This window comes from Nocardia donostiensis (assembly GCF_002081715.1).
GTDB lineage: Bacteria > Actinomycetota > Actinomycetes > Mycobacteriales > Mycobacteriaceae > Nocardia > Nocardia donostiensis.
On record NZ_MUKP01000023.1, the window covers coordinates 1 to 20651 of the forward strand.

Sequence of the window (20651 nt, forward strand, 5' to 3'; positions counted from 1 at the left end):
GTCCGGGGGGCGGTACCGGCCGGGCCTTCCGGACCAGGCGTGCTCGGGCTGCCTCCTCCCGAGCACGCGGTCGTCACCGCTGCCAGCACCGCGAACAGGACGAAAGGCGTCTTCCGCATGAGGTCGACGGTAATCCTCGCGGGCCAATGCGAGAACACCGGTACGCGGCTGCCCCGGGAGTAACCTGAAAATCGCCCGGAGAACCGGCCAGGAGACCCATCAGGAGGCCACCGTGCCCTGCGATCTGATGCTCATCGCCTACGACGGATCCGAGAGCGCGAAGCGAGCCGTCGACTATGCGGGCCGGTTCCTGAGCGCGAACCGCGCCATCGTGCTGACCGCCTGGGAGCCGATGGTCCGCCAGACAGCTCGACTGGCCGGCCTTTCCGGGGTGATGCAACCGGAGTGGGTGCCGGACGAGCAGATCGAAGATGTCGCCTACGTCTCGGCCAGGGAAATCAACAAAGAAGGCGTCCATCTGGCCATGCTCGCCGGTATCGACGCCGAACCACGCACCACCGAATGCACCTCCACCATCTGGAACGCCATCGTCGACTGTGCGGACGAACTCGACGTCGACATCATCGTCGCAGGCACCCGCGGCGCCACCGGTATCCGCGCCCTACTGCACAGCAGCGTCGCCGATGCCGTCCTCAAACACTGCCACCGCCCGGTCTTCCTCGTACCCCCCGCCACGTAACCCCGAGCCGCAGCCCGAACACGCACAGGCATATCACCGCCCGGCACGATCACATCACGCCCACGCTGCGCCGCCAGCACCGCGTGAGGACAGCTAACGAGCCAGATAGTCCGCTGCCACACGATGGGCACCGTTGAGCGGAAGAACTGCCGAACCGCGCTGAGGCAGAGCCTGAGCACCCGCCTCCGTCAGGCCACTCTCGCCACGCCGAACACCCGAGATTTCCACTTCGTCCGCTCTCATCCAGCGCTTCCGGCACTCCCCAACCTCGCCCGGTCTACGACCCCGCTCTCGTTCCAGCCCCCTCAGCGCACGCCCGATAGCTCCCCAGGGGACAAGACCTGAACCAACCGCCCCTGTTCACACCCGACCAGCCCCGCCCGGTTTGCGGCCCGGCTCGCGTTTCAGCCCTCGCAGCGCACGCGCCGAAGGCGCAAGTCGCGAGGGCTGAAACGCGAGCCACCAGGGGGCCGCAAACCCCCCGCGCCGGGGGCGCGGCCATGTCACAGCCAAAATTACAGCGTGTTCTTACTGGCTCGTGCGGACAGTGTGGTTCGAGGTCAGGGGATTCGGCAGGTGTTCGATGATCCTCGGCGGGCTGCGGCGGCGTTGCGGGAGGGTTCGGTGTCTGCCGTGGTGGGGGCGTTGCCTTTCGATTGGCGTCGGTCTGCGGCGCTGGTCGAGCCGGAGCAGGTGGAGCATATTGCTGGTGCGTGGCGGCCAGCTGCGTTGCCGGAGCTGCCCGCCGTGCGGGTGGTTTGTGAACTGCCCGGCCCGGATGAACATATCGCTCGAGTGTCGGGGCTGGTGGAATTGCTCAACGATCCGGGACAGCCCTTGCGCAAGGTTGTCGCGGCTCGTTCGGTGGTGGCCGAAGCGGACGATCCGTTGGATCCGGAAGTTGCCGCCGCATATCTGCTGTCCAGGCATCCGCGTGCGAATGTTTTCGCGGTGGACTTGACCGCGGCGGGGAGGCCGGGCGAGTCACTTGTCGGTGCCAGCCCTGAGGTGCTGGTGGCCCGTGCGGGCGGTACGGTGACGCTGCATCCGCTGGCGGGTACCTTGCCCCGGCTGGCCGATCCGGACGACGACGCAGCCCAAGCCGAGAAGTTGGCAGCCAGTACCAAGAACCTGGACGAGCACGCGTTCGTCATCGACTGGATCCGAGAACGTCTCGGTCCGGTTTGTTCCCGGTTGTCGATCCCGCAGCGGCCGGAGCTGGTCAGTACGCAGGATGTCTGGCATCTGGCCACCCCGATCCGTGGGGTGCTGCGGGATCGTGCTGTCAGCGCCCTCGACTTGGCGCTGCTGCTGCATCCCACGCCCGCGGTCTGCGGGACTCCCACCGCGGTGGCGCTGGACACCATCACCGCGATGGAAGAGGATCGTGGGTTCTACGGCGGGGCTGTCGGCTGGTGCGACGGCGCTGGTGACGGCGTGTGGGTGGTGGCGATTCGCAGTGCTGAGTTGAGTGCCGACAGGTGTTCGCTGCGTGCATTCGCGGGGGGCGGGATCGTCGCGGCGTCGGATCCGCGGGCGGAATTGGACGAGACGACCGCGAAGCTGCGGACGTTGCTCGGCAGCCTGCATTGTTCGATCCCGTCGGCCTGACCGGGAGGTTTTCCTGATGCGACATAGTGAACGACGGCCTATTCATACCGATGTGGGTGCACTGCTGCTAGGTTGGCCGGGAATCTGAAGCCTGCATCGACGTATTGGAGTTCCGCGATGAAGTTTGCTGTTCCTGGTGTTGCGAGTGCGGTTGGCGGCGCCGTGCTCGGCGCGATCGCGGTGTTCGTTATCACGGCGTCCCTGCAGCAGAACACGCGTCCGGATATCGACCGCAGCGGCGACGCCGATTCCTCGCTGCTCAACAGCGTCGAGTACGGCAGCCGCTGATCCACGCCCCGATCCACCCGGACTGTCCGCGCCCGCGCTTGCAGGCGCGGATAACGAGTAACTGATCACGGTGCCCGAGGAACGTTCCACTCCAGCCGGTCTACCGAGCGAGGGCAGGCACGGGGCGCCCCCGCAAACCAACGGCGGCTTCCGACCTGGTTCGGCGGGGGCAGCGGGCACCGCACCGGACCGGCCACACGCGCCTTCACAGGGAGCCGACGCGCACTCAGGTGAACAGCCGCCCCCTCGGCACGAGCCGAACGCGGGGCCCGAACAAGTCTCGAAACCGGCTTCCCGCGGCACGCACACAACTACGTCACGGGGAAGCACTGCCGAATCAGGCACCGCTCCGCTGGGCAGGGCATGGGTCGCCGGTTCCGTTCTGGTCGCCTTCCTCCTCACTTTTCTGCAGGCACCCGGGCTGACAGTCGCCGACACCAAATACGATCTCACCGAAAACCCGCTCGGCTTCCTGGCGCGCGCAGCGCACTTGTGGAGCAGCCAAGCTCCGATGGGGCAGGTGCAGAACCAGGCATACGGGTACTTTTTCCCGCACGGCGCCTTCTTTTCCCTCGGGAACCTGCTGGGCCTCCCCGGCTGGGTGACCCAGCGGATCTGGTGGGCGTTGCTGCTGCTGGCCGGGTTCTGGGGGATTGTCAAACTGTGCGAAACCCTCGGCATCGGCAGCCGGGGCTCGCGGGTTGTCGCGGGCGTCGCCTACGCGCTGTCGCCACGGGTGCTGACCACGCTCGGCTCGATCTCGTCGGAAACGCTGCCGATGATGCTGGCGCCCTGGGTGCTGCTGGCCCCGGTCGCGCTCGCCACCGCCTATCCCACCTATCGCAGCCGACGCGGCGGAGCTCGCTCCCCTGCGGGCAGCGCGGTGGCGGTGGCGTTGATGGGCGCGGTGAACGCGGTCGCCACCGTGGCCGCGTTCCTGCCCGCCCTGCTGTGGTGGGCGTCGTATCGACCGAACCGCGAATGGTGGCGGTTCACCAGGGCGTGGGTGCCGCTGCTTGTGTTGGCCACCTGCTGGTGGGCGGTTCCGTTGCTGCTGCTCGGACGGGTGAGCCCGCCGTTCCTCGACTACATCGAATCGTCCGGAGTTACCACGCAGTGGGCTTCCCTGGCCGAGGTGCTGCGCGGCACCGATAGTTGGACGCCGTTCGTCTCGCCGGAACGGATCGCGGGAGCTGTGCTGGTCACCCAGCCCGCGGCGGTGCTCGCAACCGGGCTGATCGCGGCGGCGGGCATGGCGGGCCTGGCCATGCGGTCCATGCCGGGCCGGGGGCGGCTGGCGCTGATCCTGTGTGTCGGTCTGGTCGGGATCTGCGCGGGATATGTGGGGCAGTTGGGGGGGCCGTTCGCCGAATCGGTGCGCGTTTTCCTGGATTCCAGCGGAGCGCCGCTGCGCAATGTGCACAAACTCGAGCCGCTGATCCGTATCCCGCTCGTGCTCGGGCTGGCACATCTGCTGGCGCGGGTCCCGCTGCCTGCCTCCGTGCCGCTGCCGCAGTGGCGGTCGGCGTTCGCCCATCCCGAACGCGACCGCAAGGTGGCCGTCGCCGCCGTGCTCCTGACCGCGCTCGCGCTGTCCACCGCATTGGCCTGGACCGGGAAACTTGCTCCGCGCGGCGCCTATGACCGTGTACCCGTCTACTGGCAGCAGACCGCGGACTGGTTGCGTGACCATGCAGGCGACACCCGCGCGCTGGTGGTGCCAGGCGCGCCGTTCGGCAGTCAGGTGTGGGGCCTGACCCGCGACGAGCCGTTGCAGGCATTGGCGAGCACGCCGTGGGCGGTGCGCGACGCCGTGCCGTTGAACCCGCCCGGCACCATCCGCGCAATGGATTCGGCGCAGCGATTGATCGCCGACGGCAGGCCGTCGGACGGGCTGGCACCGGCGCTGGCCGGGCAGGGCATCGGTGTGCTGGTGTTGCGCAACGACCTGGACCCGGAAACCTCGCGCTCCACTCGGCCGATGTTGGCCCATCAGGCTCTCGACAATTCACCCGGGCTGCGCAAAGTGGCCGAGTTCGGCGGGCCGATCGAACCGAGTGTTATCGCCGAGGATCTGGTCGCCGACGCCGATCTGCGGCCTGCGTATCCGGCGGTGGAGATCTACCGTGTCGAAGCACCTACCCCCGGCGACCCGGCGCAGGTGCACAGCGGGACCGGCGCGCCCGAATCCTTCCCCGGCGCCTACACCGCCCCGCTGGACTCCGTTCCGGTGGTGCAGGGCGGCCCGGAAGTGCTGGAACGCCTGCATCGCGACCCGCGCACCTCCCACGAACCCACCCTGCTCGCCGCCGATGCCGCTGCGGCCGGGTTGCCGACCGGACCCGTAACGGTCACCGATACCCCGATGGACCGGGAAACCGACTTCGGCAAGGTGGACAACCACAATTCGGCGCTGCGCGCCCCCGACGATGCCCGCCGCACCCATAACCTGGTACCCGATTACGCCGTTCCCGGCGCCGAACTCGTACGCGGCGAATGGTCGGGGGCAACGATCACCGCGTCCAGTTCGTCGTCCGACGCCACCCAGATCGGCGGTGTCGCTCCAGGTAATTCGACGGCAGCTGCGGTCGACGGCGACCCGGCGACCAGCTGGATCAGCAACGGCGGCCAACGCGCACTCGGCCAATGGCTGCGACTCGACCTGGACCGGCCGCTCAGTTCCGGACTGCTGCGCCTGACCACCAGCCCCGCCGCCATCGGCGACCCGATCAAATGGGTCGAGGTGCGCACCGCCAACGGCAGTGTCTCCACCAGGATCAGTGAACCCGGCGAGTCTGTGTCGGTGTCGCTGCCTGCCGGTTCGACCGACTGGGTCACCATCACCGCGATACGCACCGAACGCGGCACCCGCGGCGGCCAATTCGGGATCAGCGAACTGAGCCTGCACGACTACACCGTGCGCGATATGCCCGTACAGGTCGATATCCGGCACCGCACCGTCGTGCCACCGCCGCCGCAGGGTGCACCGGTGCGCGCCTGGGATCTGGGTCAGGAATTCCCCGGCCGCAGCGCCTGTTTCGACGCCCCCGACCGGGTGCGCTGCGGTAAGGGCCTGGCGCTGGCCCCGGAGGAGCTCGGGCCGTTCCAACGCACCCTGACCGTGCCCGATCCCGTCACGGTGACGCCGGAGCTGACTGTGCGCACCAGGCAGGGGCCCGCGTTGGAAGCCCTGCTCACCGACCACAGCCGTCCCGCCGCGCGCGGCGCGTCCGATGTCGGCGAGCTGCGCGGTTCCGCGTTCGCCGCCACCGATGGCGATCCGCGCACCAGCTGGACCGCGCCGGAGGACACGGTGCGCGATCTGACCGGCGACAAACCGACCCTCGCCATCGAACTGCCGGAGCCTGCGCTGGTCGACGGGCTAGAGTTGACACCGTCACTGGGTAAGTTGCCCGCCGCGCCGACCCTGGTCGCGGTGAACCTGGGCGACGGACCGCAGGTACGCGCGCTCGACGACCCGCATGCGGTGTCGCGACTGTCGCTGCACCCCACGATGACCGACCGGATCGAACTCACTGTCCTGGGCTGGCGTCCGGTGCTGGACCGCACGGCGCTCGGCTACAACCAGCCCCAACCCGCCGGGCTCGCCGAAGTGACTGTGCTCGGGCCCGGCTATCCGGCTCCCGCCCCACCCGACCGGCTGATCACCATCGGCTGCGACGCCGGGCCGACCATCGCGGTGGGCGGGCGGGTCATCCGCACCAGTGTCACCGCGACGGCCGAGGAACTGCGCACCGGTGCCCCCGTGCCTGCCCGTGCCTGCGCCGATCTCGGCCCGGCCCCAACCGACGAGACGGGACCGCAGCCGACGGGGCCGACCGGCGCAGCCGACGACAGCGTCCCGGTCGACCTGCCCGCCGGGCGGGTGGATGTACTCGTCGCGCCGTCAGAGCTGTTCTTCGTCGACCGGTTGCGGCTGCAGAACACCGCCGACCTGCCTGCCCCCCAGCAGCCGGACGGCTCTCGCCTGCTCGTACTGCCGCTCAGCACCAATATCGGCTGGCACGCCGAAACCGCGGACGGGCGAACACTGGAGCCCGTGGTGGTCGACGGCTGGCAGCAGGGTTGGCTGCTACCGCCCGGCGTCACCGAACCGGTAACCGTCTCGTTCCCGATCGACCGCTGGTACCGGCTCGCGATCTTCGGCGGCCTGTTGCTGCTGCTACCGCTGATCGCCTTGGCTATCCCTCGCCGCGGAAATCCCGTCCAGGCCGGGCCCGCGCCGGTGACCTGGGGCAGCCGCTGGCTCGGCGCGCTCGGCATCGCCGCCGCGGCCGGTCTCATCGCAGGCCCGGTCGGTATTGCGCTCATGGGCGCGGGGCTTGCGGCGCTGCGTTTCGTTGCGCGTATCCCGCGCACCGCATTGGTGGTGGTCGCCGGAGCAGGTACCGCGTTGTCGGCAGCCGCACTGTCCACCGGGCCGTGGCGGGCGCCGGGCAGTTATATGGGCGACTCACTGTGGGCGCAGGTGCCCGCGTTGATCGCCGTCATTGCCGTCGGGCTGGCCGTGCTACCGCGCCGCCGCTGAACACGCCTGAGCTGCGGGCTAGTCATCGGGTTCGGAGGCGACGAGACCGACGAACCGGCCACCGTCGAAAACGCGGCTTCCCGGCCGGCTCCGCAACGGTGATGGCCGACGGCGACGCCGCGAACATGCTGCCTGCAAACGCAGACCTCGGTCCCCGCGGGAGCCGTCCGCCCAAGGCCGGACGAATCAGTGCTGCCGGGGCCGGTCGAACTTGCGGGCGAACCGCCGGCACGGCTCCTCGATAAGCGCATAGCTGGCGGCGGCGATGGGCAGCGTGAAGGCTACGGTCAACACCAGTACTTTCAGGAAATTGCCGTGGAACGGCAGGATCCCGAACACCGGGAACATCACCGACAACACCGCAAGATGCCAGATGAAGATGCCGTAGGACCAGCGTCCGATCGCCAATGCCACCGGTGATTCCAGCCAGCGGTGCGGTTTACCTGAGCCACCCAGCACCAGCGGCGCGAGCAGCGCGAAACCGATGATCGCGCCGAGCCCCATCTTCGCCACGTACTGCCACGGCTGTGCCCTGGTCAGCCCGGCCACCCCACCCAGGTCGGTCGACGAGACCAAGAACGCAACCACCGCGATACTCCACATCAGCGGTTGATTGCCGAGTATCCGCCGCCAGCGGGTGGGGCCTTCACCGGTAAAAATCAGCTCGGCCAGCAACATTCCGCCCGCGAACCACGGCAGATAACCGGGCAGCCAGTTGTCGGAATGGATCGCTTCGGGCGTGGGCACCGGAATCAGATTCCAGCTCAACCACGCCAACCCGAATATGAGCACCGCCGGTACCCGGGCGCTCGCCCTGCCGCCCCGCAACCACACCATCGCGAACGCCAGCAACGGCAACACCAGATAGAAGGCCACCTCCACCGAGAGGCTCCACATCTGGGTGAGGCCATCGGTCAGTGTCAAAGGGATGAATACCTGCAGCAGCGCCAGATTGGACAGCCATACCTGGAAACCGGCGGTATCGGCCGCGGTCGGCAACAGGATCAGCACCGCGCACACCACCACCCAGTACGCGGGCAGAATCCGGGCCGCGCGGTGACGCAGGTAGTAGCCGAGCTTCGGGGCGGTTCCTGCGTCGCGCGCGGCCGCCGCATGCGGGCGCCACAGCAGGAACCCGGACAGCGCGAAGAACACCGCGACCGCCATATCGAACCGTTCCAGCATGCGGCCGATCACCGGGACCCCGGTCGTACCGGTCTGGAACGCGACATGGGTCAACAGCACACCGAGCGCAGCCATCCCACGCATTCCCTCCAGCGCGGGCAGGAACGCCCGCGGCCGGATCGGGGCGGTGGTCAGTGCGGCCGGGGCGCCGGGAGTGGCGGCCGCAGCCGTGGTCGGAGTCGCGGTCATCGGGTCCAGTCTTGCACTCGTCCCCGCACAAAAAGGGCACCGGATCACGTCATGAGGAACCGTCGTTTCACTTTTAGAGTTAGACTCGGGCGATTTTCCGGTCGATTCCGGCCTCACCGAGGCGTGGTGTGCCACCAGGCTGTTAGTGTCGGGGCTCACGGTGCCGCGGGCTGCCCGCCGCACCCGCGGAACGACCTGTGCTCTACGACGAGGAGACTTTGCATGGCACTGAGTGCCGGTACCAGAAGGACGGTTGCCTGCCTGCTCGTGGGCCTCGGCGCGTTGCTGATCGTCGCCGCGCTGATGATCCCCACCTACACGATCAGCAAAATGGCGAAGACTCCTCTCGACCTCGAGATCACCACGGTGGCAACCAATAAGGAAGGCGAGGACAGTCTCGTTCTCGACTCCAAGTCACTGACCTCGCCGGAGGGGTCGGCGAAGGTCGACACCGATGTTCCGCTGGTCTTCCAGCGCTTCGTGACCGTGGAGGAGCCCTCCGACGCCGAGAAAATGACCATCCAGGCCGGAACCACGCTGCGCCGCATCGACAAGCAGGGCGACACCGGCCTGCTGACGGCGGAAATCGACCGCGTCACCATCGACCGTAAGACGGGCATGCCGGTCGACGAGTCCCCGAACGGCTCCATCTCCATGACGGTGAACCGCAAGGGCGAAAGCGTCGCCGAGCCGCTGCACCGGGAGGGCCTGCAGTACCGCTTCCCGATCGGGACCGAGAAGAAGGACTACCCGTACTTCGACCGGACCGCGCGCGCGACCTACCCGATCGAGTTCGTCGAAGAGACCGAGATCCAGGGCACCCCGGTTTACCACTTCCGGCAGGAGGTGCCGGTCACCAACTTGTGGGAGGTCGTGCAGGCGCCCACGCACCGGCTGACTCTGCCTGCCGCCAAGTGGGGCGTCGAAGGCGGTGACGAGGACGTCACCATGACTCGCTGGTACACCAATGTCCGTGACGTGTGGGTGGAGCCGCAGACCGGCACCGTTGTCGACGGCGGCGAGCAGATTCACCTCTACTACGCTCGCAACGGCGAAAAGCCCGAGGTCACGGCGCTGAAAGCGAACCTGGTTTTCGATGAGAACACCATCGAATCGCAGCTGGCCATCGCCAAGGACAATATCGACACCCTGTCGCTGTTCGGCCGGACCGTGCCGATCATCCTCGGCATCGTCGGTGTGCTCGCGCTGATCGCGGGCATCGCGCTCGGCATCCGCGGCAGCGGAACTCCCGCCCCGGCAGGCCGCGGCAGCACACCGTCCACGCGCCCCGGCGGTTCCGCCAGGACGCAGACCGGCCCCCGCCGCGGTGACGCGAACGCGGATGCGCCGACGGAGACGATCAAGCTCCCGAAGCAACCCTGATCCGCTCGCCGCACGCGAGTAGCAACCAGCGAGTTCGGCTCCCCGGTGATCGCCGGGGAGCCGAACTCTTTTCCGGGCAGCGCAGCCCACACCGAGCTTCTTCAGCCGTGAGCGCGACCGATCACAGCTGAGCAGGGAACGACACCTACCGGTTTCGCGAATCCTGGGTGGGTATCAGCCTCGAGTCCCAACGATCCACCGAGACACCGTGAACCTTGCGCGAGCCGGCACCCCCGGTAACCCACCCAGGCACCGCGTACCTTGCGCGGGCATCAAAACCCAGCCACCCATCGAGATACCGTGAAGGCCCTGCAGACATCAGGTCCGGCAAATCATTGCCGGACCATGGCGTGGGCGATGGGATTCATCCGGGCAATCCGGTGATCGACTTTTGCCTGGTCACGGCGGCGGCGCGGACGACGATCGCGGCGACAAGGATCGTGGTGACGGCGGCGACCGAGGCGGCGGTGCCGATCAGGGACGGGATGCTGCGCGCGACGGTCAGCATGAGGGTGACCTCCACGAACAAGCCGGTCCAGGCGAGCCAGGCCAGGGCGGTGCGGTCGACCGCGATGGCGGACAGCAGTGCCCCCTGCAGCACCGCGAGTACCGCGCCGTGCAGCGCGAACAGCCAGAGTAGTCCCTGGACCGGCGCATAGTCCTGCCCCGCGAACAGGGGCGCCAAGGGTGCAGCGACGGCGGCGCCTGCCACCGCGAGCACCCCGATCCCCGACAGCACCCCCAACGCCGACCGGATCGCACCCGCTGACGACGCCGGTTGGGCCATCCTGGGGTACAGCACAACCCCCACCGCCTGCGGCAGCCAGAACGCGATCTTCGCAGCGATCGTCCCGAGCGCGTACCGGCTCGCGTCGGCCTCGTCCAGCACGATCCGCACCACGATCAGATCCGCCGACGACAACGCCATCAACGCCGCCTGCACCTGGGCCGCCAGCAATACAGCGAACACCCCCGAGAAACCGGCGCCGATTTCGGTGCGCCGGAGCTCCCCGGCCCCGCCCGGATCACCGGGGGTGACGGTACGCGCGGGGTCAGGGCTCAGCCCCGCAGCACCCCCGACGGGGCTCGGATCGAACATCTCTGGCCCGGATTCGCCCCCCGTATCATCTCTGCGCGGCCCGTCGGCATCCGACGGCACACCGATATCCGGATGTTCACCCGCGCAGGCAGCACCTGCCGCCGCGTCTTCCGGTGCACCGCTATCGATACATGCGGTGAAGCCTCGACTGCCCGATGTCAGCTCGGTGGACGAACCGGCGACCCGCCGCGCGACGAGCGCCGCGCCCGCGATCCCCGCCGCGGCCGCCCACAGCGCCGGAGCCGCCCCACCACCGAGGGCGAGCACAGCGAGCGCCGGAGCGACGCGGGCCACACCTGCCGTGCCCAAGACGATGGCGAGCCCGCGGAACCGGCGGCCCCCCTGCAATACGCCCTGTTCCCCGGACAGCACCACCAGCGCAGGCGCGGCTGCCAAGGCCGCAGCACAGGCCGCCGGTCCCACATCGAGCACCACGGTCACCAGCGGGATCAACACGGCCGCGACCGCGGCCACGATCAACGCGCACCGCAGGCCGAGGCCGCGTAACGCTGCCGGGCTCGCACCATGCACCAGTTCCCGGGCGACGACGTTCTGCAGGGCCAGCGCGGGCACCGCGCACAGCAGCTGCACCGCAAGCAGGCTCGCGAACTCGCTGTATCCTGCGACGCCGAGCCAGCGTCCGGCGAGCAGTTGCAGCAGGTATCCGGCGACGTTCGCGGTCATCGCGCCCGCCGTCACCAAGGTCAGGTCCGCCACAACGGGCAGGCGACGAACAGCAGGCACGTCCGCCATAGTTCCACCTCGGCAGCCGCACACGCAGGTCCGCCCCCGGCTGGACACACCGGAACGTAGGGTGCACAGACGTGAGCGTGCGTGGTACGGGCCCGTCCGGCCGGAGGTGGACATGGATACCGGCCGGTTACAGCGCGCTGCTTACGCTGCTCATCACCGCGCCGCTGCTCGCTCCCGGCTATCTGCTGCTCCGTGACGCGGTCAGCACACCACGCTCCTATCCGACCGATACCGCCCTTGGGCTCGGTGACGCGGCGCCACGCGCTGTACCGCAGGACGCCCTGCTGGCCGCGCTGTCCCCGCTCGTGGACGGTGGTGTGCTGGTGAAGGCGATACTGCTGACCGCGCTGTGGGCGGCGGGTTACGGCGCTGCGGTGCTGGCCCGGGAGCTGCTTCGCGCCCCGCTCGCTGCTCAACTTGTCGCCACCACCGTCGCGCTGTGGAACCCCTATATCGCCGAACGGCTGCTACAGGGCCACTGGAGTCTGCTCACCGGCTATGCCGCGCTGCCGTGGACCGCGCTCGCCGCGACCCGACTGCGGGAGCGGCGGCCGGGAGCGGCGGCGGCGCTGGCGGGGTGTTTCGCGGCGGCGGGGCTGACGCCGACTGGTGCGCTGCTGGCCGGGGTGCTCGCGCTGGCTTTGGTCGGCAGGCGGGCATTCGCGGTGGCGGCGGCGCTGCTGGTCGCAGCCTGCGCGCCGTGGCTGATCGCCACCGCCGTGTCGGGTGTGGGCGCCGAACCCTCTGATCCCGCCGGTATCACAGCATTCGCCGCACGCGCTGAACCGGGCCTGGCCACGATCGGCAGTCTCGCCGGTTTGGGCGGTATCTGGAACGCCGACGCGGTCCCCGTTTCCCGAACCACCCTGCTCGCAACAGCCGCAACGGCCCTGCTGTTGCTGATCGTCGGGCTCGGAGTACGCGCCGTGGCAACCGGAGACGCCGATGCCGTGCATACCCGAACCCGCCGTACCCTGCTGCTCATCGCCGCAATCGCGATCATGTTCCCCGCCTTCGGTGCCACCGCCTGGGGGACCGCCGCCCTGGAGTGGTTGGTTGTGCACATACCGGGCGCGGGTCTGCTCCGCGACACCCAGAAGTACGTTGCCCTGGCCATGCCCGCCTACGCCCTGTGCGCGGCAGCCGCTTGCCGCACCCTCGCTTCTTGGCTCGATACCCACCGCCCGCTGCTCAACGAAGCCGACGCTCCCGCCCGCAACGCCACCCCCACAGCCCGTATCGATACGAACCCCGCCGTAAACGATCCCGGCACCGGCACCGACCCACGCCGTGCGGAGACACAGCACACCACCAGCGCACATCACGACGGCAGCAGCCAACCGATCACCGATGGCACCGATACGGCGAGCCGGCCGCTTCGCGCTGACTGTGCGGGTGCCGGTCCAGACGACGAGCAGAGCGCCTGTTCGGCGGGAACGGGCACCTCCTGCGCGGGAGCGGCTGGTTCGGGTTCTGGCGGCGGTGCTCTCGTCGGGATAGCGGTCGTGCTGATCGCGCTGTTGGTGGTGCCGCTGCTCGATCTGGCGTGGGGGGTGGGTGGTCAGGTGCGGGCGGTGCGTTATCCGGGCGCGTGGCAGGAGGTTGTCGAACGAATCGACGGGCCGGGCGATATCGCGGTGCTGCCGGGCGGGATGTTCCGGAAATTCCCGTATTCAGGTGTCGCGCCGGTGCTCGACCCGGCCCCGCGCATGCTGCCGCGGGATGTGCTGCAGACCGGGGAGCTTCCGGTGCGTGGGCGCATAGTCAATGGTGAGGGTGCCCGCGCAGGCAGGGTGGAGGATCTGTTGCTTGCCGGTGGCCCGGCCGATGAACTGGCCCGGCTCGGCGTCGGCTGGGTACTGGTGGAACGCACCACGCCGGGACCGCTCGGCGACGCCGAGCGCACCCTCGCCCAGCTCGAACCGGTGCACACCACCTCGGAGCTGGCGCTGTACCGCGTTCCCGGGGTCGTCTCCCGGCCTTCCGCCCAGCATCGTCTGCTCGTCATCGCGGCCCATCTGCTGTGGGGAGTGCTGCTGCTCGCACCGGCCCTGACCCTGATCCACCGCAGACAGAGCGGAATTCGCTGAAGGGGGACGGCCGGTCGAACGGAAAGGGTTGCCCGATCGCAGGTGAACCGCGGCCCGGGTACGCCGCTATATCCCCGGCGCGATGAGCCCGCTGATGTGCTCACCGTTCGCGGCTGCGTCCAGGACCTGGTGCACACCGGAAGCAGTGTGCTCCCAAGAGAATTCGCGGGCGCGGGAACGCGCCTTTTCGCCCATGATGGCGCGGCCGGCCGAATCGTCGAGCAGTTCGCCGACGGTGACGGCGAGTTGATCGACATCGTCGACGAGCGCTCCGGTGACGCCGTCGATGATGGAGTCGGTGAGACCGCGGGAAGAGCGGTAGCCGACGGTCGGGACACCGTGCTGGGCGGCCTCGATCACGGCGAGACCCCAGCCTTCCTTACGCGACGGCAGTACATGCACCCAGGCGCGGGCGAGGAGTTCGTGTTTGCGCTGCTCACCGACATATCCGTGGAAGGTCACCGCGTCGGCGATACCGAGCGTGCGGGCCTCTGCTTTCAGGTTGTCGGCCCACCAGCCGTCACCGATCACGTCGAGGCGCAGCCCGGGGATACGGTGGCGCAGCCGGGCGACGGCGGTCAGCGCGTCTTCGATCTGCTTGTGCGGGACCAGCCGCGAGAGCACCACGATGCGTGGTTCGGCGGTACGGTCTTCGGTGGAACCGGTCGGCGCGCCTGCCGGGACCGGTTCGGCCCCGTTACGCACAACCGCGATGCGGGAACGGTCGACGCCGAGGGTGGCCAGCTCCTCCGCGGACGGCAGCGAAACGGTCAGGTACTGGTTGTGCCGGTGCACCCGGGGTGACAGGCGCGATTCGATCCACCAGCCGATCTGCCCGACCAGCTTGCCCGCCACCGGCCACTGCTCACGGTGCCCGTGATGCACCAGCACCACCGACGGTGCGGCGGACACCGCCCTGGCGAAGAAGGGGATGCCGTTCTGCGTATCGATCACCACGTCCGGCCGCACCCCGCGCAGCGAACCGATACCGAGTCGTCCGAGCGCGATCGCCGCAAGCGCTCGCGGGTACACCGAGTACCGGCCGCCGGCGCGGCTGATATCGATACCGTCCACGCGCTCACGTTTGGCCGCACCCGGGTAGTGCGCCGTGCGCAGCGTCACTTTGATGCCCTGCGCGGCGAGCTGAGCCCCCACCTGCTCCAGATACCGTTCGCTGCCGCCGCCCTGCGGGTGCCCGGTGTCACGCCAGCAGAGCAGTAGGACTTCGCGCACGGTAGGGCTTCTCCGGTCGTCGGGCCCGCGTCGGGACGTGTACATCGCGGTACACCCTAACCCGCTCACCCGTCCAACACGGTGACTACCGGCTGCTTCGGCCGCTGACCGGCCGTGACACGTCACACTTCTCGTCTTCAGCTGGCGGCTTCGTGCATTTCCGGTGCCGATCACCCAGTACCCGCAGGATGCGACCGCACCGGCGCTCGGCGTGTCCGGCGGCGGGACGCGCCGAGTGCGAGAGGGATCGGTTCGGCGAGTTATGCGAGACTCGGCGCCGTGCTCAGAGCGGATGGATCGTCAGTGGACCAGTTGGCGCCCGACAGCGCGTACTCGGGCGTTTCCGGGGGGCGAGCCGGATCGGGGCCCCGGAACGCAACCGAGGTACCGGACCCGCACACGACCGATTCACCGATCACGGCAGACCAGAAGATCCCGGAGCGAGCTGCCGCCGACCGGAAGCACTCGGATACGAGCGCCGCCCGATGGTGGCCCCGGGCTCGGTTTTCGCGACGCGCGACCTTGCGGCGGTCGCTGCGTCTGCTGGGAAGTTTCCGATACGAGCAGACCGATCCGGCCGTGTTCTACGGCGGACTGGCGCGCGACAGCGCGGAAATGCTCAGCGACTTCTACACAGAGGTCACCGGCCGCGGACTCGACGGGGTGACCGTGCTGGATGTGGGTGGCGGCCCTGGTTATTTCGCCGACGAGTTCGCGGCCGCGGGCGCACGCTATATCCCGGTGGAGCCGGACCCCTCGGAGCTGCATGCCGCGGGACTGTCGGTGCCGGGGGCGGTGCGTGGGTCCGGGATGGCGTTGCCGTTCCGTGACAACGCCGTGGACATCTGCTTTTCGTCCAATGTGGCCGAGCATGTGCCGCAGCCGTGGACGATGGCCGACGAGATGGTGCGGGTTACTCGACCCGGTGGTCTGATCGTGCTGTCGTACACGGTGTGGCTCGGCCCGTTCGGGGGTCACGAAACGGGACCGTGGCATTACTTGGGCGGCGACTACGCGGCGCGCAGATATCGGCGCAAGCACGGACGGGAGCCGAAGAACCGGTTCGGGGTGTCGATGTTCGCGGTCCGCGCTGCCGACGGCCTGCGGTGGGCCGAGCGGACTCCCGCGCGGGTGCATACGGTGTTCCCGCGTTATCACCCGCGTTGGGCCTGGTGGCTGGTTCGCGTTCCCGTGATCCGTGAGCTACTGGTCAGCAATCTTGTTGTGGTTGCCGTCAAGCCTTAGCGGTGTCAGCGCGCGAGCCGGGCGAGCCAGCTGTCCCTGGTGAGCGCCCGCTGCTTCTGCCACGGTGATTCCTGAATGGCCAGACCGACCGTCTCCAGGGCGGTCAGGCCGACCAAGTCGGCTAGATTCCGCACTATCGCAACGGCTTCGGCGGCCTGCATAGCGGCCGTGGCCTGCTCGATGGTCAGGGTCCGGCCGGGTAGGAACGACACCACCCAACCACCACTGCCGACAGATTTCGCTTGATGCTCGGTCTGGTCGCTGGTCATCAACGACCGGCCGATCACTTGCACCGCCATGAACGCCTCTTCCAATCGCGGTTTCGGTTCGATGGAGCGAGCGAGCTGAATTGCAGCTACAAGCATCCCCTGTTCAGCAACCGAACGCAATAGTGCGTTCGACGAAAAGCGAACCGAGAGGTCGGGATTCAGACTGGTCAAGTGATATGAAGGCCGGTAACTGAAACGTGTTACAGACAACCGGTCGGCAAAACTGTAACGTGTTCTCATGCATTACGACAGCCTGTTCATCGGCGGCCGTTGGACCGCGCCCGCCACCAACGAGCGCATCCAGGTCATCTCACCGGCCACGATCGACACGGTGGGCAGCGTGCCCGCGGTCGATCGCGCCGATGTCGATGCCGCGGTCGCGGCCGCCCGCACGGCCTTCGATTCCGGCCCGTGGCCGTCCACCCCGCCGGAGGAACGCGCACAGGTCCTCACCCGCATCGCCCGCCTCATCGAAGAACGCTCCGCCGATCTGATGGCGACACTGACCGCGGAAATGGGCGCGCCGAGCATGTTCGCCGCCACACTGAACCAGATCCCCGCGGTCGCCGCCCTCGACTATTACGCAGGCCTGGCAAAAACCTTCCACTGGAACGAAACTCGCGTCGGCACCTTCGGCACCACCCGGGTATCGCGCGAACCGCTCGGCGTCGTCGCCGCGGTCACCGCATGGAACGTGCCACTTTTCCTCGCCGTCAACAAACTCGCGCCCGCCCTGCTGGCCGGGTGTTCAGTGGTGCTCAAACCGTCACCGCTGACACCGCTGACCACCAATAAACTCGCCGATATCTGCACCGAGGCCGGGCTTCCCGAAGGCGTGCTCTCCGTACTTCCCGCCGAGGCAGCCGTCGCCGAATACCTGGTCACGCACCCAGGTGTCGACAAATTGACCTTCACCGGCAGCACCGCCGTCGGCAGGCGGATCGGTGCGCTGGCCACCGAACAGCTCAAGAGCGTTTCGCTGGAACTCGGCGGTAAATCGGCGGCGATCGCTTTGCCCGATATGGATATCGCGGCAAGCATCCCCACACTCGCTTTCTCCGCATTGATGAACAGCGGTCAGGGTTGTGTCGCGCAGACTCGGATCCTGGCCCCGCGCAGTCACTACAGCGAAATACTCGACGCCCTCGTCGAGCATGTGCGCACCATGAAAACCGGTGATCCCACCGATCCTTCGGTGCAACTCGGCCCGCTCATCTCCGAACAGCAGCGCGAGCGGGTCGAGGGGTATATCGCGAAGGGCAAGGCCGAGGGCGCGCGCCTGGTACTCGGCGGCGGCAGGCCCGCAGACCTGGACCGCGGCTGGTACCTCGAACCGACGATCTTCGCCGAGGTGGACAACTCGTCGGCCATCGCCCAGGAGGAGATCTTCGGCCCGGTGCTGTCGGTGATCCCCTACGACACCGTCGACGATGCTGTTGCCATCGCCAATGATTCACAGTACGGCCTGGCGGGCTCGGTATGGACCAGCGATGTCGAGGAGGGCGCGCGGATCGCGGCACGAATCCGCACCGGCACCTACGCGATCAACTGGTATGCGTTCGACGCGGGTTCCCCCTTCGGCGGCTACAAGAACTCCGGGCTCGGCCGGGAGAACGGCCCGGAAGGCCTGGAGTCGTTCTGCGAGCCCAAGTCGGTGCTCATGCCGCTCGGCTGGGCGGAGTAGGCCCGGTAAACGAAAAGCCGCGGTTCCCAGTTATTCTGCGGGTACCAGTACCCGCAGAATCGGCTGGGAGCCGCGGCCGCGCTCCGGCCCGTCCACCACCTCGACGCACCAACCTCGCGGTAGCACCGATTGCAGTCGCCCGGCGACACGCCGCAGCGGCGTGCTCGCGGGCGGTCCCGCCAACCCCACAGCCTCGGTGGCTCCAGGAACCGCTGCGGCGAGGGTCTCGGTGTTCTTATCGGCCATTGCTCCAACCACCTCTCACGCGGTGGTCGCGGCGGCGGCAGCGGATCAGCGCGGCCGACGAGGCGACCAGGGAAGCAGGACAGTCGATCAGTTAACTTGTGGCAATCGAACTGTTCGAACGTTGTGAGGTATAGAACGGGTAAAGCATAAGACCACCCCAGGGCTCATCTTCGTATACCGAACGATACCCGAAGACTCGCCCGAGCACCCGCGAAGCGCCGGATGATACGAACGGTATCGCCCGGACCCCACCGGGCCCAAGCGATACCGCTCATGTGTGCAATCAGTTGAGCCGCTGTTTCAGCGCCTCGAATTCGTCACGCACGCCGGAGGGCAGTTTATCGCCGACGAACTCGAACCACTCCTCGATCAGCGGGATCTCCTCGCGCCACTCCGCAGGATCGACCTTCAGCGCCTCGTCCACATCGGCCGGATCGACATCCAAGCCGTCCAGATCGAGCTGACGGGCGGTCGGCACATTACCCACCGCGGTGCCCTCGGCCCCTGCAGTGCCTTCGATCCGGCCGACGATCCACTCCAGCACGCGGGAGTTCTCGCCGAAACCGGGCCACAGGAAGCGGCCGTCGGCACCACGGCGGAACCAGTTGACGTAGAAGATCTTCGGCAGCTTGCCCGCGTCGGCGCTCTTACCGACGTTGATCCAGTGGTTCATGTAGTCGCCGACGTGGTAGCCCATGAACGGCAGCATCGCCATCGGATCGCGGCGCACAGTGCCCACCTTGCCCTCGGCCGCGGCGGTCTGCTCCGACGACAGTGTGGCGCCCATGAACACGCCGTGCTGCCAGTCGAAGGACTCGGTGACCAGCGGGACGGTGGTCTTGCGGCGACCGCCGAACAGGATCGCCGAAATCGGCACACCCTGCGGGTCGTCCCATTCCGGCGCCAGGATCGGGCACTGCGACATCGGGGTGCAGTAGCGGGAGTTCGGGTGCGCGGCCAGCGTCTCGGTTTCGCGCCGGACCCAGTCGTTGCCCTTCCAGTCGATCAGATGTTCGGGCTCGCCCTCCAAGCCCTCCCACCAGACGTCGTTGTCGTCGGTGAGCGCGACATTGGTATAGACGGTGTTGCCCGCCTCCACGGTGGCCATCGCGTTCGGGTTGGAGCTGTAGTTGGTGCCAGGTGCAACGCCGAAGAAACCGAACTCGGGGTTCACCGCGTACAAGCGGCCGTCCTTACCGAACCGCATCCAGGCGATATCGTCACCCAGCGTCTCGGCCCGCCAGCCGGGAATGGTGGGCTGGATCATCGCCAGGTTGGTCTTACCGCAGGCGCTGGGGAACGCGGCGGCAATGTAGTAGGCCTTGTTCTCCGGGGAGATCAGCTTGAGGATCAGCATGTGCTCGGCCAGCCAGCCCTCATCGTGGGCCATCGCCGAGGCGATCCGCAGCGAGTAGCACTTCTTGCCGAGCAGTGCGTTGCCGCCGTAACCAGAACCGTAGCTCCAGATCTCGCGGTCCTCGGGGAAGTGAGTGATGTATTTGGTGTCGCTGCACGGCCACGGGACATCGGCCTGGCCTTCGTCCAGCGGCGCGCCCACCGAATGCAGCGCCTTCACGAACGGGCGGTCGGTACCCAGCTTCTCCAGCGCGGCCGCACCCATCCGGGTCATCACCCGCATCGAGACCACCACATACTCCGAGTCGGTGATCTCCACGCCGAGCTTGGGATCCTCGGCGCCGAGCGGACCCATGCAGAACGGCACCACGTACATGGTGCGGCCCTTCATCGAGCCCCGGTACAGCTCGGTCATGGTGGCACGCATTTCGTCCGGGTCGACCCAATTGTTGGTCGGCCCAGCGTCGGCTTCGCTCTTCGAGCAGATGAAGGTGCGCGATTCGACGCGCGCGACGTCGGAGGGGTCGGACAGGGCGAGGAAGGAGTTCGGCTTCTTCTTCTCGTTGAGCTTCTTGAAGGTGCCCGCTTGCACCAACCGGTCGGTCAACCGGTCCCACTCTTCGTCGGAACCGTCGGCCCAGACCACCCGTTCCGGCTGAGTGAGCTCAGCGACCTCCTGAACCCAGGCGAGCAGTTCGCTGTGTGCGGTCGGCGCGGTGCCGTCGGATCCACGAAGACCGGGAATGGTCGCTGTGCTCGAGCTGCTCATGA

The 20651-nt window shown here is 68.0% G+C and carries 14 protein-coding genes; 8 read left to right on the plus strand and 6 right to left on the minus strand.

What is annotated here, in order from left to right; translation table 11 throughout:
- Window positions 1-232 precede the first annotated feature (232 nt).
- The 4 genes from B0T44_RS16150 (at window position 233) to B0T44_RS16165 (ending at window position 7148) form a co-directional block, all read left to right on the plus strand.
- Window positions 233-700, plus strand: a complete 468-nt coding sequence (locus B0T44_RS16150) for a universal stress protein (RefSeq protein WP_077120549.1) — start codon at window positions 233-235, stop codon at window positions 698-700.
- A gap of 576 nt (window positions 701-1276) precedes the next feature.
- A complete protein-coding gene (locus B0T44_RS16155; RefSeq protein ID WP_245839679.1) occupies window positions 1277-2311 on the plus strand; it encodes an isochorismate synthase in 1035 nt (344 codons plus the stop codon).
- Window positions 2312-2428: 117 nt separating this feature from the next.
- The gene (locus B0T44_RS16160) at window positions 2429-2599 is read left to right on the plus strand and encodes a DUF2613 domain-containing protein (RefSeq protein ID WP_077120553.1); all 171 of its coding nucleotides are present in this window, start codon (window positions 2429-2431) and stop codon (window positions 2597-2599) included.
- A gap of 352 nt (window positions 2600-2951) precedes the next feature.
- Window positions 2952-7148: an alpha-(1->3)-arabinofuranosyltransferase gene (locus B0T44_RS16165; protein WP_081512216.1), complete on the plus strand. Its 4197-nt coding sequence runs from the start codon at window positions 2952-2954 to the stop codon at window positions 7146-7148.
- 186 nt (window positions 7149-7334) lie between these two features.
- On the opposite strand, the gene B0T44_RS16170 is transcribed toward B0T44_RS16165, so the two are convergent.
- Window positions 7335-8522 carry an acyltransferase family protein gene (locus B0T44_RS16170; protein WP_081512204.1) on the minus strand — a complete coding sequence of 396 codons (1188 nt, stop codon included), beginning with the start codon at window positions 8520-8522 and terminating at the stop codon, window positions 7335-7337.
- A gap of 222 nt (window positions 8523-8744) precedes the next feature.
- On the opposite strand from B0T44_RS16170, the gene pgfA reads away from it, so the two are divergent.
- Window positions 8745-9905: a cell envelope lipid trafficking protein PgfA gene (gene pgfA, locus B0T44_RS16175; protein ID WP_077121913.1), complete on the plus strand. Its 1161-nt coding sequence runs from the start codon at window positions 8745-8747 to the stop codon at window positions 9903-9905.
- A gap of 364 nt (window positions 9906-10269) precedes the next feature.
- On the opposite strand, the gene B0T44_RS16180 is transcribed toward pgfA, so the two are convergent.
- Window positions 10270-11757 carry a polysaccharide biosynthesis protein gene (locus B0T44_RS16180; RefSeq protein WP_245839677.1) on the minus strand — a complete coding sequence of 496 codons (1488 nt, stop codon included), beginning with the start codon at window positions 11755-11757 and terminating at the stop codon, window positions 10270-10272.
- Between the two features lie 71 nt (window positions 11758-11828).
- Here B0T44_RS16180 and B0T44_RS16185 point away from each other — a divergent pair, with 71 nt between their 5' ends.
- The gene (locus tag B0T44_RS16185; protein ID WP_176219224.1) at window positions 11829-13847 is read left to right on the plus strand and encodes an MmpA family trehalose lipid delivery protein; all 2019 of its coding nucleotides are present in this window, start codon (window positions 11829-11831) and stop codon (window positions 13845-13847) included.
- A gap of 66 nt (window positions 13848-13913) precedes the next feature.
- On the opposite strand, the gene B0T44_RS16190 is transcribed toward B0T44_RS16185, so the two are convergent.
- Window positions 13914-15080: a glycosyltransferase family 4 protein gene (locus B0T44_RS16190; protein WP_077120429.1), complete on the minus strand. Its 1167-nt coding sequence runs from the start codon at window positions 15078-15080 to the stop codon at window positions 13914-13916.
- A 522-nt stretch (window positions 15081-15602) separates the two neighbouring features.
- Between B0T44_RS16190 and B0T44_RS16195 the strand changes: the two genes are divergently transcribed.
- On the plus strand, window positions 15603-16325 hold the full coding sequence (locus B0T44_RS16195) for a class I SAM-dependent methyltransferase (RefSeq protein ID WP_077120555.1): 723 nt from the start codon (window positions 15603-15605) through the stop codon (window positions 16323-16325).
- A 5-nt stretch (window positions 16326-16330) separates the two neighbouring features.
- Here B0T44_RS16195 and B0T44_RS16200 read toward each other — a convergent pair whose 3' ends face one another.
- On the minus strand, window positions 16331-16624 hold the full coding sequence (locus B0T44_RS16200; protein ID WP_077120557.1) for a hypothetical protein: 294 nt from the start codon (window positions 16622-16624) through the stop codon (window positions 16331-16333).
- A 208-nt stretch (window positions 16625-16832) separates the two neighbouring features.
- On the opposite strand from B0T44_RS16200, the gene B0T44_RS16205 reads away from it, so the two are divergent.
- Window positions 16833-18278, plus strand: a complete 1446-nt coding sequence (locus B0T44_RS16205) for an aldehyde dehydrogenase (RefSeq protein WP_077120431.1) — start codon at window positions 16833-16835, stop codon at window positions 18276-18278.
- A 30-nt stretch (window positions 18279-18308) separates the two neighbouring features.
- Here B0T44_RS16205 and B0T44_RS16210 read toward each other — a convergent pair whose 3' ends face one another.
- Together B0T44_RS16210 and B0T44_RS16215 are read right to left on the minus strand one after the other, a co-directional pair.
- Complete coding sequence (locus tag B0T44_RS16210) at window positions 18309-18524, minus strand: hypothetical protein (RefSeq protein ID WP_077120433.1); 216 nt, start codon at window positions 18522-18524, stop codon at window positions 18309-18311.
- A gap of 283 nt (window positions 18525-18807) precedes the next feature.
- Window positions 18808-20649, minus strand: coding sequence for a phosphoenolpyruvate carboxykinase (GTP) (locus B0T44_RS16215; protein ID WP_077120435.1), 1842 nt, complete (start codon window positions 20647-20649; stop codon window positions 18808-18810).
- Between the last annotated feature and the right edge of the window lie 2 nt (window positions 20650-20651).

Excerpts from the sequence above, each read along its gene's own strand:
- B0T44_RS16160 (WP_077120553.1), top strand. The coding sequence starts at position 2,429 with ATGAAGTTTGCTGTTCCTGGTGTTGCGAGTGCGGTTGGCGGCGCCGTG.
- B0T44_RS16170 (WP_081512204.1), bottom strand. The coding sequence starts at position 8,522 with ATGACCGCGACTCCGACCACGGCTGCGGCCGCCACTCCCGGCGCCCCG.
- pgfA (WP_077121913.1), top strand. The coding sequence starts at position 8,745 with ATGGCACTGAGTGCCGGTACCAGAAGGACGGTTGCCTGCCTGCTCGTG.
- B0T44_RS16180 (WP_245839677.1), bottom strand. The coding sequence starts at position 11,757 with ATGGCGGACGTGCCTGCTGTTCGTCGCCTGCCCGTTGTGGCGGACCTG.
- B0T44_RS16200 (WP_077120557.1), bottom strand. The coding sequence starts at position 16,624 with ATGGCGGTGCAAGTGATCGGCCGGTCGTTGATGACCAGCGACCAGACC.
- B0T44_RS16205 (WP_077120431.1), top strand. The coding sequence starts at position 16,833 with ATGCATTACGACAGCCTGTTCATCGGCGGCCGTTGGACCGCGCCCGCC.
- B0T44_RS16210 (WP_077120433.1), bottom strand. The coding sequence starts at position 18,524 with ATGGCCGATAAGAACACCGAGACCCTCGCCGCAGCGGTTCCTGGAGCC.
- B0T44_RS16215 (WP_077120435.1), bottom strand. The coding sequence starts at position 20,649 with ATGAGCAGCTCGAGCACAGCGACCATTCCCGGTCTTCGTGGATCCGAC.